Origin of the sequence: Mesorhizobium sp. Z1-4, assembly GCF_004000235.1 — a bacterium.
GTDB lineage: Bacteria > Pseudomonadota > Alphaproteobacteria > Rhizobiales > Rhizobiaceae > RCIO01.
In genome coordinates, this window is the sequence record NZ_RCIO01000002.1 from 410,100 (window position 1) to 425,868 (window position 15,769).

14 protein-coding genes and 1 pseudogene are annotated in these 15,769 nt (G+C 61.7%); 10 read left to right on the forward strand and 5 right to left on the reverse strand.

What is annotated here, in order from left to right:
• The first annotated feature begins 5 nt into the window (after nucleotides 1-5).
• Together EP165_RS08980 and guaD are read left to right on the forward strand one after the other, a co-directional pair.
• A complete protein-coding gene (locus tag EP165_RS08980; protein WP_127521595.1) occupies nucleotides 6-1,226 on the forward strand; it encodes a urate hydroxylase PuuD in 1,221 nt (406 codons plus the stop codon).
• Entirely contained in the window at nucleotides 1,223-2,557 is a 1,335-nt protein-coding gene (gene guaD / locus EP165_RS08985; protein WP_127521597.1) for a guanine deaminase, read from the forward strand. Before EP165_RS08980 ends, guaD begins: the two co-directional genes overlap by 4 nt.
• Here the strand turns inward: guaD and EP165_RS08990 are convergent.
• From EP165_RS08990 to EP165_RS09005, 4 genes are all read right to left on the reverse strand, one after another.
• The gene (locus tag EP165_RS08990) at nucleotides 2,554-3,528 is read right to left on the reverse strand and encodes a WD40 repeat domain-containing protein (RefSeq protein ID WP_127521599.1); all 975 of its coding nucleotides are present in this window, start codon (nucleotides 3,526-3,528) and stop codon (nucleotides 2,554-2,556) included. The two genes, guaD and EP165_RS08990, sit on opposite strands and share 4 nt — an antisense overlap.
• A 2-nt stretch (nucleotides 3,529-3,530) precedes the next feature.
• On the reverse strand, nucleotides 3,531-3,872 hold the full coding sequence (imm45, locus tag EP165_RS08995; protein ID WP_206075891.1) for an Imm45 family immunity protein: 342 nt from the start codon (nucleotides 3,870-3,872) through the stop codon (nucleotides 3,531-3,533).
• A gap of 8 nt (nucleotides 3,873-3,880) precedes the next feature.
• A complete protein-coding gene (locus EP165_RS09000; protein ID WP_127521603.1) occupies nucleotides 3,881-4,927 on the reverse strand; it encodes a CobW family GTP-binding protein in 1,047 nt (348 codons plus the stop codon).
• 101 nt (nucleotides 4,928-5,028) lie between these two features.
• Nucleotides 5,029-5,784: a creatininase family protein gene (locus EP165_RS09005; protein WP_127521605.1), complete on the reverse strand. Its 756-nt coding sequence runs from the start codon at nucleotides 5,782-5,784 to the stop codon at nucleotides 5,029-5,031.
• A gap of 150 nt (nucleotides 5,785-5,934) precedes the next feature.
• Between EP165_RS09005 and EP165_RS09010 the strand changes: the two genes are divergently transcribed.
• The 5 genes from EP165_RS09010 to EP165_RS09030 all read left to right on the forward strand — a co-directional run bounded on the left by EP165_RS09010 (nucleotide 5,935) and on the right by EP165_RS09030 (nucleotide 9,960).
• Nucleotides 5,935-6,405: a MarR family winged helix-turn-helix transcriptional regulator gene (locus EP165_RS09010; protein ID WP_127521607.1), complete on the forward strand. Its 471-nt coding sequence runs from the start codon at nucleotides 5,935-5,937 to the stop codon at nucleotides 6,403-6,405.
• A 66-nt stretch (nucleotides 6,406-6,471) separates the two neighbouring features.
• The gene (locus EP165_RS09015) at nucleotides 6,472-7,392 is read left to right on the forward strand and encodes a DMT family transporter (RefSeq protein WP_127521609.1); all 921 of its coding nucleotides are present in this window, start codon (nucleotides 6,472-6,474) and stop codon (nucleotides 7,390-7,392) included.
• 84 nt (nucleotides 7,393-7,476) lie between these two features.
• The gene (locus tag EP165_RS09020; protein WP_127522584.1) at nucleotides 7,477-8,499 is read left to right on the forward strand and encodes a LacI family DNA-binding transcriptional regulator; all 1,023 of its coding nucleotides are present in this window, start codon (nucleotides 7,477-7,479) and stop codon (nucleotides 8,497-8,499) included.
• A 10-nt stretch (nucleotides 8,500-8,509) separates the two neighbouring features.
• Complete coding sequence (locus EP165_RS09025; protein ID WP_127521611.1) at nucleotides 8,510-9,484, forward strand: 2-hydroxyacid dehydrogenase; 975 nt, start codon at nucleotides 8,510-8,512, stop codon at nucleotides 9,482-9,484.
• A gap of 77 nt (nucleotides 9,485-9,561) precedes the next feature.
• Nucleotides 9,562-9,960, forward strand: a complete 399-nt coding sequence (locus tag EP165_RS09030; RefSeq protein ID WP_127521614.1) for a hypothetical protein — start codon at nucleotides 9,562-9,564, stop codon at nucleotides 9,958-9,960.
• A gap of 4 nt (nucleotides 9,961-9,964) precedes the next feature.
• Here EP165_RS09030 and EP165_RS09035 read toward each other — a convergent pair whose 3' ends face one another.
• A complete protein-coding gene (locus tag EP165_RS09035; RefSeq protein WP_127521616.1) occupies nucleotides 9,965-10,738 on the reverse strand; it encodes a gamma-glutamyl-gamma-aminobutyrate hydrolase family protein in 774 nt (257 codons plus the stop codon).
• 271 nt (nucleotides 10,739-11,009) lie between these two features.
• Here EP165_RS09035 and EP165_RS09040 point away from each other — a divergent pair, with 271 nt between their 5' ends.
• The 3 genes and pseudogenes from EP165_RS09040 to EP165_RS20825 form a co-directional block, all read left to right on the forward strand.
• Nucleotides 11,010-12,107, forward strand: coding sequence for a TRAP transporter substrate-binding protein (locus EP165_RS09040; protein ID WP_127521618.1), 1,098 nt, complete (start codon nucleotides 11,010-11,012; stop codon nucleotides 12,105-12,107).
• Nucleotides 12,108-12,182: 75 nt separating this feature from the next.
• Nucleotides 12,183-13,178, forward strand: a complete 996-nt coding sequence (locus tag EP165_RS09045) for a TRAP transporter small permease subunit (protein WP_127521620.1) — start codon at nucleotides 12,183-12,185, stop codon at nucleotides 13,176-13,178.
• Nucleotides 13,179-13,236: 58 nt separating this feature from the next.
• Nucleotides 13,237-14,826, forward strand: a pseudogene (locus tag EP165_RS20825) (TRAP transporter large permease); the annotation flags it as partial.
• Nucleotides 14,827-15,769 lie beyond the last annotated feature (943 nt).

Consider the following 15,769-nt stretch of genomic DNA (forward strand, 5'->3'; position numbering starts at 1 on the left):
GAAACATGCAGGATTTTGCAATCTTCTGGGACTGGCTGAGCTTTGCCGCGCGGTGGCTGCACGTCATCACCGGCATCGCCTGGATCGGCTCGTCATTCTATTTCATCGCGCTTGATCTCGGCCTGCGGCAACGGCCCGGATTGCCGGAGGGCGCGCATGGCGAAGAGTGGCAGGTGCACGGCGGCGGCTTCTACCACATCCAGAAATATCTGGTGGCGCCGGCCGAAATGCCGGAGCATCTCACCTGGTTCAAATGGGAATCCTACTGGACCTGGATGTCGGGCTTTTTCCTGCTGGCTATCGTCTATTACGGCGGGGCAGATCTCTATCTGATCGACCCCAACGTGCTCGAGATGTCGGCGCCGGTAGCGATCGCGCTTTCGGCCGGTTCGCTGGTGATTGGCTGGCTATTCTACGACCAGCTGTGCAAATCGCCGCTTGGCCGCAACGATACATCGCTGATGCTGATCCTCTATGTGATCCTGATCATCATCGCCTGGGGTTACACGCAGATCTTCTCCGGCCGCGCGGCGTTCCTGCATCTCGGGGCGATCACTGCCACAATCATGTCGGCCAATGTGTTTCTGGTTATCATCCCGAACCAGAAGATCGTGGTCGCCGACCTCATCGCGGGCCGCAAGCCGGACCCGAAATACGGCAAGATTGCCAAGACCCGGTCGCTGCACAACAACTACCTGACGCTGCCGGTCATCTTCCTGATGCTGTCGAACCATTACCCGCTCGCCTATGCGACCGAGTTCAACTGGGTGATCGCGTCGATCGTGTTCATGATCGGCGTGCTGATCCGGCACTATTTCAACTCCATGCATGCGCGAAAGGGGCAGCCGCACTGGACATGGGGCTTGTCGGCGGTGCTGTTCATCATCATCATCTGGCTGTCGACGGTGCCCGAGGAACTAACCGGCGAGAAGAAGCTGTCGATGACGGCCGAGCGTTTCGCTTCCGCGCAGCATTTCGAAGCCGCGCGCGATACGGTCATGGGGCGCTGCGCGATGTGCCATGCGGCCGAGCCGAGTTGGGAAGGCATCTACCACGCGCCGAAGAATGTGCGTTTCGACAGCGAAAACGAAATCGCGGAGCGGGCGCGCGAGATTTATCTGCAGGCTGGCGTCAGCCACGCCATGCCGCCCGGCAACGTATCGGGTATCACGCCCGAAGAGCGCGCGCTCCTGGTCGCCTGGTTCGAGGAAGGGTTGAGCAATTGAGTTCGCCTGTCGCCGGCAAAACGACCCTCATTCGCGGCAGGCTGCTTTCATTCATCACCGAACCAGAAAGCCCTGACGACCGGGCCTCCTATTACTACGAGGAAGATGGCGGGCTGCTCATCCGCGACGGGATGATCGAGGCTGTCGGCGATTTCGCGCAAGTGTCATTAGGTATCGGTGAGGGTGCAGAGGTGATCGACCACCGGCCGCATCTCATTATGCCCGGCTTCATCGATGCGCATGCGCATATGCCGCAGATGCAGGTGATCGCAAGCTATGGCGCGGAGCTGCTCGACTGGCTGAATAACTACACATTTCCGGCCGAGACCGAGTTTTCCGATGCTGAGCACGCGCGCCGAATTGCGGGCCATTTCCTGGACACGCTGATCGCCCACGGCACGACGACCGTCGCCGCCTATTGCTCCGTTCACAGGGTAAGCGCGGAGGCGCTGTTTGAGGCCGCGATGCTGCGGGAGATGCGGATTGTCGCCGGCAAGGTGATGATGGATCGCAACGCGCCGGATGGCCTGCGCGACACGCCACAGTCGAGCTATGACGACAGCAGGGCGCTGATCGAGCGCTGGCACGGGCGCGGGCGGCTCAGCTACGCAATAACGCCGCGCTTCGCCATCACCTCGACGCCGGAGCAGATGGAGATGGCCGGCGCGCTGGCATCCGAGTTTCCGGAGCTGCATATCCAGACGCACCTTTCGGAAAACCACGCCGAGATCGACCTCACCAACGAGCTCTATCCCGACTGTGGAGACTATTTCGGCGTTTATGAACGCTACAGCCTTGCTGGACCGAAATCGCTCTTCGGCCACTCAATCCATCTCTCGGAACGGGAGGCGGACGCTATGTCTAACAGCGGGTCGGTCGCGGTTTTCTGTCCGACCTCGAACCTGTTTCTCGGCTCCGGCCTGTTCGACTATCAGCGCTACCGCAAGCGGCCGAAGCCGCTCAGGATTGCAGCGGCAACCGATGTCGGCGGCGGCACCAACTATTCGATGCTGCGCACAATGGACGAAGGCTACAAGGTGATCGCGCTCAATGGCGAGAAGCTGAACCCGCTCGCCGCCTTCTGGCAGATCACGCTGGGCAACGCGAAGGCGCTCTCCTTCGAACGCCAGATCGGTGCGCTGCAAGAAGGACATGAGGCGGATCTGGTGGTGCTGGACGCGCGGGCAACGCCTGCGATGAGCATCAGGGCGGAGCGCATCGAGACACTGGCGGAAGAGCTGTTTCTGCTGCAGACGCTGGGCGACGACCGTGCGATTGCCGAATCTTATGTCGCCGGCAAGGCGATGAAGGGCAAGGCTGTTCAGGCTTAGCCCGAAATATCGATCACGCCGCAATCGCCGGCCTCGGAGCCGAACGCGACACGACGGCCTTCACTGTCCCAGGCCATAGAGGTGATTGCCCCTTTTCCGGGGCGGCGCAGAAGCACTTCCTTCTGGTCGGCGCAGCGTGCCGCAAGCACCATGCCGTCGGCAAAGCCGATCGCGACCACCTCGTCCTTCGGGTGGAAGGCGACGCTGCTCACCATCTGGTCGCCGCGTGTGCCGAGTTCGAGCGGCGATTTGCCCATCGGGCCGTCCTTGGCCTGAAACGGCCAGACGATCGCCGCCGGTGCGCCGGAGCTCGCCAGCCAGCGGCCTTTCGGGCCCCATGACATGCTCTTCACTTTGGCGGGGTAACCGGCCATGCGCATGTGTTTGCCGTCAGCGAGCTTCCAGCCGTGCAGCGCGTTTTCCTGCATGGCCGTGACGAGAAATTGCCCGTCCGGCGAAAAGGTGATGCCGGTGTGTGCGCCGGCCCATTCCAGTTCCGCGGGTTTGCCCTCGGTGGCCGGGAAATGCAGTGTTGCGCCGTTGTAACGCGCGACAGCGATGCGCATTCCCTTTGGGGCAAAGGCAACATCCTCGACGGTGCGCGGATGCTGGAATTCCTTCACTCTGCCGTCGGATAGGCGCACGAATGCCGAGCGTCCGGCTGCCCATGCCACAGCGCCCTGCGGCCCTGCGGCAACCGCGGTAATCCATTTGCTGCCGGCATTGCCGAGTTCGGAAGTTGAACCGTCGGCAGACAGCGCAAGTACCTTGCCATCCTCGCCGCCGGTGATCAGCGTCTTGCCATCGAGTGAGGGCCGAGCAGCGGCCAGCCCGTCATGCGCTTCGATGGTCTTGTGGCCGTGGTCGAGGCGGTGAACCGCGCCGTCGGCGAGAGCGAAATGCGGCACATCGCCCAGCCAGCAGGCGGCGATGCAGAAGGCAGAGAGATCGAGTGGAGCGACGGTGGGCACGGTCAGAGTTCCTGCGGCATGGTGCGGTTGTCGGTGCGCAGCACGAGCGCGGTTTCGAGCGGCGGCGAGCCGTCATGATAGGTGTAGACGATCCAGGTCCGCCAGTTGGCGATCAGCCATTCGGTGCTAAGCCCGCCATCGGCATGCATGCTTTCCTTTGGGAAAACATGAAGGATGAGACCTGCCTTATAACCGGACGCAACAATGAGGCCGAAACCGCATTCATCGTCGCGCGGGTCGAATACCAGAAGGTCGACCGGTTCGGAGCCCGGACCGGTGTCGTAATTGTCCGACAGGCGCAGGATGTCGCCGCGGTTGAGCCGCGGCTTGTCCAGTTCGCTCAACAGCGGCATCAGGCCTGGCAGGCTTCGAAGGTGCGTTTCAGGCGCTCGCCGTCGAGATCGCGGCCAATCAGCACCAGCCGGCTTTCATGCGTCTCGCCTTCCTTCCAGGCGCGCTGGTGGTCGCCTTCGAGGATCATGTGAACGCCCTGAACCACATAACGATCGGGATCGTCCTTGAGCGCGATGATGCCTTTGAGCCGCAGGATGTTCGGCCCGTCGATCTGGGTGGTCTTCTCGATCCAGGGGAAGAACTTGCGTGGGTCCATCTCGCCGGCGCGCAGAGAAATCGACTGGACCGAGACGTCATGAATGTCCGAAGCGTGATGATGATCATGATCGCAGTCGGGACCGCATTCATGATCGTGGCCGTGATGGTGGTCGTCTTCGGTGTCCAGAAAGTGGGGGTCGTTTTCGAGTGCACGGCTGAGATCGAACGCGCCACGGTCCAGTACCTCGGCGAGCGCCACGCCTGAGCGCTCGGTCTTGTGGATTTGGGCTGCTGGGTTGATGGCGCGCACGGTTGCTTCCACCTGGGCGAGTTCTTCGGCGCTCACCAGATCGGTCTTGTTGAGCACGACCACGTCGGCAAAGGCGATCTGGTCCTCGGCTTCCTTTGAGTCCTTCAGCCGGAGCGGCAGGTGTTTGGCGTCGACCAGCGCGACCACGGCATCGAGCCGGGTCTTGGAGCGCACGTCGTCATCCATGAAGAATGTCTGCGCGACTGGAGCCGGGTCGGCAAGGCCGGTGGTTTCGACCAGGATGGCGTCGAAGCGGCCTGGCCGACGCATCAGGCCCTCAACGGTACGGATCAAATCGCCGCGCACCGTGCAGCAGACGCAGCCATTGTTCATCTCGTAGATTTCCTCGTCGGATTCCACGATCAGGTCATTGTCGATGCCGATCTCGCCGAATTCGTTGACGATCACCGCATAACGCTTGCCGTGGTCCTCGGAGAGGATGCGGTTCAGAAGCGTCGTCTTGCCGGAGCCGAGATAGCCGGTCAGCACGGTGACGGGCAGCGGCGCGGGTGGATGGGAATTTGCTGCTTCAGGCATGGCTTGGCCTTCATGCTGGTCTGGAGATTTCCTGGCCGTCATATAGTTCGTGCGCGGGGCGATTGCATCAGCCAACCGGCGAGAGAATATCCGCCAGCCGCCTATTGCAGCCGCGACAGGTCAAAACGAGCCACGTCGGCAAGAAGCTCGCGGAAGCCGGTAACGGCATGGGCCAGAATGCGCTCGCCGGCCGCGGCCGTCGCATCGGCAGCGTTGCCGGTCACGCCGTCGGGCGACAGGTCTCCGATCTTCCAGCCAAAGGCGTGCGGGCCATAAGCGCGCAGATGCTTGAACTCTTCCTGGAAGCGGGCTTGGGCGTTGGGGAACTTGCGGGCCCTCGCCATGTCCACGAGGTCCGGCCGCAGCGCCAGCATGACCGACGTCTCGATGAAGCCGCCGTGGATATCGAGTGTTTTTACCTCGTCCGGCACAAGGTCTGCAGGATAACCGAAGCGGGTCCAGCTCGTCGCTACCGCGAGCATGCCGAAGCGCACGCGCAGTTCCGTCGCCACGATTGTCATCAATGGCGAGTTGCCACCATGGGCGTTGAGCATGACGAATCTGGCAGCGCCGCGCTTGTGAGCTGCCTCACCGGCAGCGATCCAGCGGTTGACCGCTTCATCGAAACCAAGGCTGCGTGTCGCTGGAAAATCCGCATGTTCGATAGAGTAGCCGGCTTTTTCGACCGGCAAGATTTTCAGTGTCGCGGGAAAGTCAGCCGCCGCGCGCGCCACGACGGCTTCGGCGATAATCCAGTCGGTTTCCGCAGGAAGATGCGGCCCGTGCTGCTCGGTCGCACCGAGCGGCAGGACAACGATCTCGCCAGATGCAATCTGTTCGTCGGCAATCATTGTCATAGAAATGAAAAATCACTCTGGCATGAGGGACATACATGTTGCCGGCAAAGTGCCGGCTTGCGAGGGTGCGGCTGAACGAATACCGGGCTGAAAGTACCACTGCTCGGCTCAGTGCCGCAAACAACAACGATGGATTTCAAGGGAGGCACCATGGCCAAGGCAGAAAAGGGCGCCACGATCGCGAGGCTGCAGTCCGCGGCGCGGCTTTCGCGAACGATGCTTGCGTCACGGCTCCTGCAACAGGGACTTTACGCGGGGCAGGACCAGATCATGCTCGCTCTCAACGATGAGGACGGGCAGACGCCGGGCAAGCTGGCAAACAAGCTCGGTGTTAGGCCGCCCACGATCACCAAGACGATCAACCGGCTTCAGGCACAGGGTTTCCTTGTGCGCCGGCCTAGCGAGACCGATTCGCGGCAGGCGCATATTTTTCTCACCGACGCCGGCCGGGAGACGATCCGTTCGATCGAGAAATCGGTCCGCAAGACGGAGAAGCAGGCCATGAAGGGGCTCGACAAAAAAGAGCAGAAAATGCTCGTCAAGTTCCTGAACCGTGTGGAAAGCAACCTTTCCAGCGTCGAGATCGAAACTGACGAGACGGATGACAGCGACGGCGAATGAGCGCCGCGATTGCGACATGCGCACAAAAGGTAGAATAGGGAGACCGTCCTCCACCAACGGTCCCCGATGATACCTCGTACAGATCACACGGAATCGCCCACGCCGCTTCTTGCGATTGGCCTTATCGTTCTTGCGTCCGTCATTTTCTCCGCGTTCGATGCGAGCGCAAAATATGTCGCGCTAGCCGGTGTCGCCCCGCTCTTCATGGCGTGGGTCCGATATGCCGTTCATGTGGTGGCGGTGGTGCTGTTTTTTCGCGCCTGGTCGAACCCGGGCGTGTTCAGGCCCAACAGTTACCTCATGCAGCTGTTGCGTGCATTTTGCCTGTTCGGCGCCACGGTGTTCACCTTCTTCGCGGTGCGTACGCTGCAGCTGGCTGAGATGATTTCGATCTTTTTTGCGGCGCCGGTCTTCATTACCGCCCTTGCGGGGCCGCTGCTCGGCGAGTGGGCCGGCTGGCGGCGCTGGCTGGCCGTCGCAGTGGGTTTCGCAGGCGTGCTTATCGTGGTTCGCCCAAGTATCGGAACGATTTCCGTCGGGCATCTTTTCGCGTTTGCATGCACGCTCAGCTACTCGTTCTATGCAATCCTGACGCGGCGTCTCAGCGCAACGGAAAGCGCACAGAGCATGATCTTCTTTTCCGGGGTTGCGCCGGTGGTTCTGCTCCTGCCGGTGGTGCCGTATCACGCGGCGCTGCCCGACGATCCGGTGGTCACGATTGTCTTGCTGATGCTCGGAATTCTGGGTGCAACGAGTCATCTGCTTCTCATCCAGGCAAACAGGCTTGCGCGCGCGACCGTGCTGGCACCGTTCTCCTATCTGCAGATGGTATGGGCCATCATCCTCGGCTGGCTCGTGTTCGCCGAATTGCCGGACATATGGGTGCTGATCGGCGCGGCGGTCATCGTGGCAAGCGGTGTTTATATCGCACGGCGCGAGCACAAGCTCGGTGTGAATGCCGATGCGCGGGCAAGCACGCGCAGCTGAGAACGGGCGAAAAAACTTTGACTTGCGCGCGCGCGATGCCATAAGGCGATTAAACACTTTAAGAGTGTGCGGGAGGCGGTGCCGCTGGCACAGAAGATCAAGCTATCGACGATTGCCGAGGGCCTGGGGGTCTCGACCGCGACGGTTTCACTGGCGCTTCGGGACAGTCCGCTGGTGGCGGATTCGACCAGGGACCGCATCAAAGCCCATGCGCGGGAGATCGGGTACATATACAACCGCCGGGCCGCCAGCTTGCGGACGTCGCGCTCGGGCATTGTCGGGGTTGTCGTTCACGACATCATGAACCCGTTTTATGCCGAAATCCTGCGCTCGATCGAAACCGAGCTCGACCGGTCGCGGCAGACATTTCTCCTATCCAATCACTACGACCAGATCGAAAAGCAGCGCACTTTCATCGATACGCTGCTGCAGCTTGGCGCCGACGGAGTGATCATGTCGCCGGCAATTGGTACGCCGCCCGAAGACATCATGATGGCCGAGGACAACGGTATGCCTGCGGTGCTGATCGCGCGATCGGTGGAGGGTGCCGCGGTGCCGGCATTTCGGGGCGACGACGCCTACGGGATCGGTCTTGCCACCAATCACCTGATTTCGCTTGGCCATACGCGCATCGCCATGATCGGCGGCACCGACCAGACCTCGACCGGCCGCGACCGATATCAGGGTTATGTCGCTGCGATGGAAAAGGCCGGTCTGGACGTACTGCCGTCGATGCGCATTCCAGGACCGCGCACCAAGCAGGGAGGTTTCGAGGCTGCCGTCACTTTCCTGGCGCTGGAGGAGAAGCCGACAGCGGCTGTCTGCTGGAACGATCTTGTTGCCATCGGTCTCATGAACGGCATTGCGCGGGCAGGGCTGGTTGCCGGCCGCGACATATCCGTGACCGGCTACGACGATCTTGAAGAGGCGGCGATCGCGACACCTGCGCTGACCACGGTGTGGAACGGACAACGCGAAGTGGGCCGGCTGGCCGCACGCATCCTGCTCGACCGGCTGAACGGTGCCGAACTTGAACCCAGGCAGCAGTTGATCAAACCCGAACTCCACATCCGGCAGTCTACGGGCAAGCCCGTCGAGAGAACCTGACGCGATTCCGATGACAGCCAAGACATCCGACATTGCCATTCTGCTTGCCGGAAAATCGCATCCGCATGTCAGCGTGCGCGTTGGCCGCGAGTTTCGCGCAATCGAGATCGGCAAGGGCGGGATTGCAGCACTCGATGAAGCGACACGACGGGCGATCCGCGGTGCCGCGGTGATGGCCCGCGTGGACGCTGCGTTTGTCGACGCGTTGCCGGCACTCGAAATCGTCTCGAGTTTTGGTGTCGGCTACGATCATGTCGATGCGGCCTACTGCGCCTCCCGGAATGTGATGGTCACCAACACTCCCGACGTTCTGAGCGAAGAGGTGGCGGATACGGCGGTCGGGCTGCTGATCAACACCGTGCGCGAACTGCCACGAGCCGAGAAATGGCTGCGCGACGGCCGCTGGAAAAAAGACGGTGCCTACCCGCTGACGGCGGCCACGCTTCGCGGCCGGCATGCGGGGATTTTCGGCCTGGGGCGAATCGGATTGGCAATCGCGCGGCGGCTGGAAGCGATGGGCCTGGCGGTGAGCTACCACAACCGCAGACCGGTCGAAGGAGTGGCGTATCATTATCACGCGAGCCTCAAGGATATGGCCGCTGCCGTCGACACGCTCATCTCGGTCGTGCCGGGCGGCGCAGCGACCGACAGGGCGGTAAATGCCGGGGTTCTCGAGGCGCTTGGGTCCGATGGCGTGTTCATCAACATAGGCCGTGGCAGCGCCGTCGACGAGCAAGCCCTCATCGAGGCCCTTTCGGCCGGGACCATTCGGGCTGCCGGGCTTGACGTGTTCGCAGACGAACCGAACGTTCCCGAGGCGCTGCTGGCGCTCCCCAACGCTTGTCTTCTGCCTCATGTGGGCTCCAGCACGCAGCATACCCGGCGCGCCATGGCAAATCTGGTTGTCGACAATCTGGTGTCGTGGTTCGACCGAGGCACGGTCCTGACGCCGGTGCCCGAGACGGCAGGCTTGAAGCAGGAATAAGTATCCAAAATCAGCAGGTTAACGTGTCTTTAACCGGCGCCTGAGAATGGTGATGCACCGTTCGAGGGGGCCGTGCCATGGGACTTGTCAAATCGGGAACTGCGATCCTGCTGGTTGCCGGCGCGGCGGCAGCATACATGTTTCCCCAACCCGGACAGCCGACACAGGTTCTGGCCGCGCCAGGCGCAACCGCAGGTGCGTATTCGCTTTTCCGCGCCGGGCAGCCGACAGGATGCACGTTGCGAAGGGGCGCCGCAGCGGGAGACACTCAGGCGGAACTGGTTATGGACGGTTGTCAGGAGAGCCTTGGCGACTATGCAGGCCTGCGCTTCTGGCGCGATCAGGCGGACGGATCGGTGGAGTTTGTCTCCACAAACGGCTCGGTGTTGCTTCAGTTTGCTGCAGGGGACGGTGCGGCATACGAAGCCTTCGGTCCCGGAGTGCCGCTGTTTTCGCTTTCGGACGGCGAGTACTGAGCAGCTACTCGGCTGCGGTCGCAAACGGGCGCCGCTTGAGACGGTGTTCCCTGACAGCGGCCCCGAAGGCGGCAAATATCTTTGCAGAACTATCGTCGCTGTGCACCCAGTACTCCGGGTGCCATTGCACACCAACCGCAAATGCAGGCGCACCCTTAACGGACACGGCCTCTACGGTGCCGTCGGGCGCGACGGCTTCGACGGCGAGATTGGCGCCGAGCCGGCCGGCTGCCTGGCGATGAACCGAATTTACGGTGATGTCTCCAGCACCATAGATTTCGGCCAGGCATGATCCTTCGGCTATCCGCACTGTGTGTTTCAGGGCGAAACGCTCGTCGCGATCGCCGGTGTCCGCGCCGCGGTGGTCCATGCGGCCCTCCAAACTCTGGATCTCGGTGGCCAGCGACCCGCCCAGCGCCACGTTCAGTTCCTGGATCCCGCGGCAAATCGCCAGCAGCGGCACGCCGGCATCAATCGACTTGCGAATCAGTGGCAGAGTCGTTGCATCGCGTTCCGGGTCGTAAGGGCCGTTTTCTTCGCTCGCCTCACCACCATAGTGCGACGGATGGACGTTCGATTTCGCACCCGTGACGAGCACGCCGTCGACGTTCTCAAGAAGCGCATCGAGGTCGATCCGGTCGCCCATCGACGGCACAATCACAGGCACGACGCCGGCCGCGGCGACAAGTGCCTCGAGATATTGTTCGGGCGTCGCATGCCAGCTGTAGTTGTCGAACATGCGCCTGTCTGCGGTGACGGCGACCAGTGGCTGGGTCATTCCTGTGTGCTCCGCGGCTTGCAATTGGGTTTAGATTTCAATGCCGTTCGACAGGCCTAGAGGCAGACACGGGCCTGAATTGGGCCAAGTGGCGCAAGTGCCGGTTTTTTATGCAGTTTACCATGCATGTAGGTAAAAATACCATACGGCGCCCAATAGCTGGCGTGGATGCTGGACTTGGGCAAACCACCGTGTATTGTCTCATCAGATTGTCACGCGGGGAAACTGCGGGCGATCACGGGATTCGTGAGTACCAATGGGAGGAATTTCTATGGATCGTCGTTCATTTATTAAAAAGGCGGGTCTTGCCGGTGCCGGGGCAGCGGCAGCAACCACGCTCGCCGCACCGGCTATCGCGCAGAGCTCGACCGATATGGTCATCGTCTCGACCTGGCCGCGCGACTTTCCGGGCCTTGGCCTGCCGGCGCAGCGCCTTTCGGCGCGCATTACCGAGCTGACCGACGGTCGCGTGAATGTGCAGTACTTTGCCGCCGGCGAGCGCGTCGGCGCATTCGACTCCTTCGACGAAGTCGCTTCCGGCAATGCGCAGGCCTATATCGGCGCCGACTACTACTGGATCGGTAAGCACGCCGGCTGGGCGGCGTTCACCGCAATTCCGTTCGGCCTGACAGCGACCGAAATCGACGCATGGTGCAAATATGCGGGTGGCCAGGAACTTTGGGACGAGCTTGGCGACGAGTTCGGTATCCAGCCGATGGCAGCCGGCAATACCGGCGTGCAGATGGGCGGCTGGTTCAACAAGGAGATCAACTCCGCCGACGACCTCAAGGGCCTGAAGATGCGCATTCCGGGCCAGGGCGGCCAGGTGCTCACGAAACTCGGCGCCTCCACGGTTTCGCTGCCGGGCGGCCAGATCTACGAAAACCTCGTTTCGGGCGCCATCGATGCGACCGAGTGGGTCGGCCCGTTCAACGACTACTTCCTCAAGCTCTACGAGGCGGCCAAGTTCTATTACTGGCCGGGCATGCACGAGCCGGGCGCACAGCTTACCCTGGGTGCGAACAAGTCCTGGTTCACCAGCCTTTCGAAGAATGATCAGGAGATCATCAAGGCTGCCTGTACGGAAGAGAACCAGCGTACGCTGGCCGAAACCAACGCCAATAACGGTGCATATCTCAACCGGCTGATCAACGAGCACGGCGTTGAGCTCAAGGAGTTCAACGACGATGTCTACGCCGCCTTCGGTTCGGCGGCGCAGGAAGTGCTCGAAGAATCCAAGGCTCACAGCGATCTGGCCGCGCGTATCATGACTTCGGTCGAAAAAGCGCGCGCCGAGATCGGTGCTTGGACCTCGATCTCCGACATGGCCTATGTGCAGAAGCGCAACAAAGTCCTGGGCATGAACTAAGCCGCCTTCGGACGAAGCTCGCTTGTCGGGGACGGGGTGAAAGCCCCGTCCCTGCTGCAAATGGGGTAAGAGGGGATGACCGTCGATGAGAGCGGGGCCGCTCCGCGGCCATCGGGCCTCAGCAGCCTTATTCTGATTTTCGGCTGGGTGAACTTGGCCGTTCTGGCCGCGTTTCTGGCCAACAATTTTCTCGTGAATGCGTTCGACTGGCCGGGCACGGCATTTTTCTCGCCGGCGACCGGCGGGCTGGCATGGGTGCAGTTCGGGCTTTACGCCGGGGCTGTCGTTGTAGGCGCCGTGTTTGCGTTTTCGCGCCGCGACGTCGCTTTGCGCGACGAAGCCGATCGTGTTTCCAACATAAATACGTTCTTCATACGCTGGGCGTTCTGGATGGTTCTGATCGTCGGCGTCGCCGACGTGACCATCACCTTCCTGCGGGTCGAAGGCTTCCTGGAGCAGATGCTCGGCACCGAAATGAACCGCAGCCTCGGGCTGCCGGCTTATCGCGGCGTCTATGTACATGTGCCGCTGATCCTGCTCAGCCTGCTTGTGGCGATGTTCACACGCACTTTGGGCTTCACCTGGCTCGCACTGCTTATCGTGGTCGCCGAGCTAATGATCGTGTTCTCGCGGTTCCTGTTTTCATACGAACAGCCGTTCATGGCCGATCTCGTGCGCTTCTGGTACGGGGCGCTGTTCCTGTTCGCCAGCGCGTACACGCTGCTGGAGGAAGGCCATGTTCGAGTGGACGTCTTCTATGCGTCTTTCGCATCGCGAACGAAGGGTGCGGTCAACGCTATCGGCTCCATTTCGATGGGCATCGTGTTCTGCTGGACAATCCTCATTGTGGGCATGGGCAGCACCGCTTCGATTATCAACGCTCCCGTATTCAACTTCGAGGTGACGCAGTCGGCAGCGTTCGGAATGTTCGTGAAATATCTTATGGCGGCGTTCCTCGGCATATTTGCAGTCTCGATGATGATCCAGTTTGTCTCCGCCATGTTCGCCGGGTTGGCCGACTGGCGTGATGACCCGGGTCATGTCGAACACGAGGGGGCGCACGCAAGCTAGGGCTTGGTGTCGGGCAGGCAATATGGAACTTCTCTTTCTTCTCGTTCTCGTTCTGCTCATGGCTGGGGCGCTGGCGTCGGGTTATCCCGTTGCGTTTGCGCTGCCAGGGTCGGCGATCCTTTCGGTTCTGATAGCCGCTATCTGCGGTTATCTGTTTGCAGGCAATGTCGACGCCTATTTCGCGCAGGGCGGGCCGGGGCAATGGCTGTCGGCCGGCGTTACCAATCTGCGCGGCATCTATTGGGAACCTGAACGAGATACGCTCATAGCCATCCCGCTGTTCGTGTTCATGGGCATCATGCTGCAGCGTTCCCGCATCGCTGAAGATCTGCTGATCGCCATGGCGCAGCTGTTCGGCCCGATTCCCGGCGGGCTCGGCATTTCGGTCGTGTTTGTCGGCGCGCTTCTGGCCGCCACAACCGGCATCGTCGGCGCGACCGTGGTGGCGATGGGCCTGATTTCGCTGCCTGCCATGCTGCGCAACAATTATTCGCAGCCATTGGCAACCGGCACCATCGCGGCATCCGGTACCCTGGGCCAAATCATACCGCCTTCGATCGTGCTGATCATCCTTGCCGACCAGCTGGCGAGCGCTTCCGATCAGGCGGGTACCGCGCGCACCGCGCTTTACAAGCAGGCGACCGGCGAACTGACAATGCCGAGCGTCTTCAACGTTGCGCCAACGAGCGCAGGCGAGATGTTTCTGGGCGCGTTTCTGCCGGGTCTGGTGCTGGTCGTGCTTTACATGATCTTCATTCTGGTGCGGGCGCTGATCAACCCGAAAGCAGCCCCCGCGGTGCCCTATGAGGGCAAGTATGACGCCGGCTTCGCCGGCCGCGTGCTTCTGGCCCTGGTGCCGCCGCTGGCGCTCATTTTCATCGTGCTGGGTTCCATCATTGCCGGCATCGCAACGGTCAACCAGGCAGGCGCGATCGGCGCCGCGGGCGCACTGATCATGGCCGGCTACAAACTGCACGACGGGAAAGGTTTGCGGCCCTACCTGCCTGCGCTGATCGCGATTTTCTCGCTGGTGATGATGGGGCTCATTCGCACCCAGTTCGATGTCAACGTGAAAGCGATCGAAACCAGCCGAGACATGACCGGCGTCGTACTTATGGCGCTGGCGCTCGGGCTGCTCGTCTTGGCCCTGGCATGGAGCGGCCTGAGGGCAATCCGCATCGACAACACCATGTATGGCGTGATGGTGGAAACTGCGAAGACCACATCTCTGGTTTTCATCATCCTGCTCGGCGCCGCGATGCTGACGGCCGCCTTCCGTTCGTTCGGGGGCGAGGAACTTGTGCGTGAATTCCTGACCGGAATGCCGGGGGGATTCTGGGCGCAATTCTTCATTGTCATGGTGGTCATCTTTATCCTCGGCTTCTTTCTCGACTTCATCGAGATTGCCGTGGTCGTGGTGCCGATCGTAGCGCCGATCCTGCTTGCCGACCCGGGAGCAAACGTAACCGCGGTTTGGCTCGGCGTGATGATCGGCCTCAACATCCAGACCTCGTTCTTGACACCGCCGTTCGGCTTCGCGCTTTTCTATCTGCGGGGCGTCGCGCCGGCGATCGTGAAGACGATCCAGATCTATCGCGGCGTGATCGCGTTCATTCTGCTTCAGCTGGTTGCGCTGGTAATCGTCGCCTACGCGCCGCCGCTGGTGAACTACCTGCCGAACCGAGTGGCTCTGCTTTCAGAGACCTCGCCGCCGCCGCGCAATCCGGCGCTGCAATATTGCGTCGACCGGTACGTGTTCGAAACGCTGGACAAAGACGGCGACCGGATTCGCGGTCTCCTGGCGAGCGCCCAGTCAGCCGATCTGAGTGTGCTGCCTGAACGCTTCCGCGGACGTCTCACCGAGAGTTTCGAGAATGCAGGCAGTGTCTTCGGTCTGATTGGCGACGTTCGCACGGCCGAGCAGGCGGTTATTGCGGCGACACCCCCGTACCGTCCGCTCCACACGGCAGTTCGTAGCGTCGAGCGTGATGTGAACCGCCACGAAAGGGAAATCGGCGAGCTCGAAACGCGCATCTCGCGCCTGCGCGGCGACGATCCGGAGATCGTCGAGCGGCGCGAGCGGCTTGCCGTCCGCCTTGAGATACTGGTGGCCGAAAAGGACGAGCTGCTCGCCCAGATACCGGACGAGTGGGAAGCCGTGCACGAAGAGTTCGCAAAACTCACGCGCGCCGAAACACAGGCCGGCAACAATTATCGGCGCGCCGCCGACAATGCCTACCGGCCTGTATCCGACGCGGTGGTATTGCTGCGGAGCGCCGAAGCGCTCGAGGCACTGCGCGCCCGCATTGTGGAGCTGCAGGGCCAGCTTGACAGCGCTGAGCCGGCCGATCTTGCCGGCCAACTTTCCGAACTGCAGTCCGAAACCGACGCGATCGACGGTGCGAGCGATGTCCGGTCGGGCCTCGGAGATGCCAGGCGTGCTCTGGAGGGCGACAACGCTGACAGGCAGGCCGCGGCTGACGGAGTGAACGAAGCGATTGCCGCTGCCGATGAGGAACTCGCGTGGCGCAAGCCCGCGGCGGCCGAGCTACTGCCGACGCTTGGCGCATATGAGGACGCCATTAGGACAA

Excerpts from the sequence above, each read along its gene's own strand:
- EP165_RS08980 (WP_127521595.1), top strand. The coding sequence starts at position 6 with ATGCAGGATTTTGCAATCTTCTGGGACTGGCTGAGCTTTGCCGCGCGG.
- EP165_RS09000 (WP_127521603.1), bottom strand. The coding sequence starts at position 4,927 with ATGCCTGAAGCAGCAAATTCCCATCCACCCGCGCCGCTGCCCGTCACC.
- EP165_RS09005 (WP_127521605.1), bottom strand. The coding sequence starts at position 5,784 with ATGACAATGATTGCCGACGAACAGATTGCATCTGGCGAGATCGTTGTC.
- EP165_RS09010 (WP_127521607.1), top strand. The coding sequence starts at position 5,935 with ATGGCCAAGGCAGAAAAGGGCGCCACGATCGCGAGGCTGCAGTCCGCG.
- EP165_RS09015 (WP_127521609.1), top strand. The coding sequence starts at position 6,472 with ATGATACCTCGTACAGATCACACGGAATCGCCCACGCCGCTTCTTGCG.
- EP165_RS09025 (WP_127521611.1), top strand. The coding sequence starts at position 8,510 with ATGACAGCCAAGACATCCGACATTGCCATTCTGCTTGCCGGAAAATCG.
- EP165_RS09030 (WP_127521614.1), top strand. The coding sequence starts at position 9,562 with ATGGGACTTGTCAAATCGGGAACTGCGATCCTGCTGGTTGCCGGCGCG.
- EP165_RS09035 (WP_127521616.1), bottom strand. The coding sequence starts at position 10,738 with ATGACCCAGCCACTGGTCGCCGTCACCGCAGACAGGCGCATGTTCGAC.
- EP165_RS09040 (WP_127521618.1), top strand. The coding sequence starts at position 11,010 with ATGGATCGTCGTTCATTTATTAAAAAGGCGGGTCTTGCCGGTGCCGGG.
- EP165_RS09045 (WP_127521620.1), top strand. The coding sequence starts at position 12,183 with ATGACCGTCGATGAGAGCGGGGCCGCTCCGCGGCCATCGGGCCTCAGC.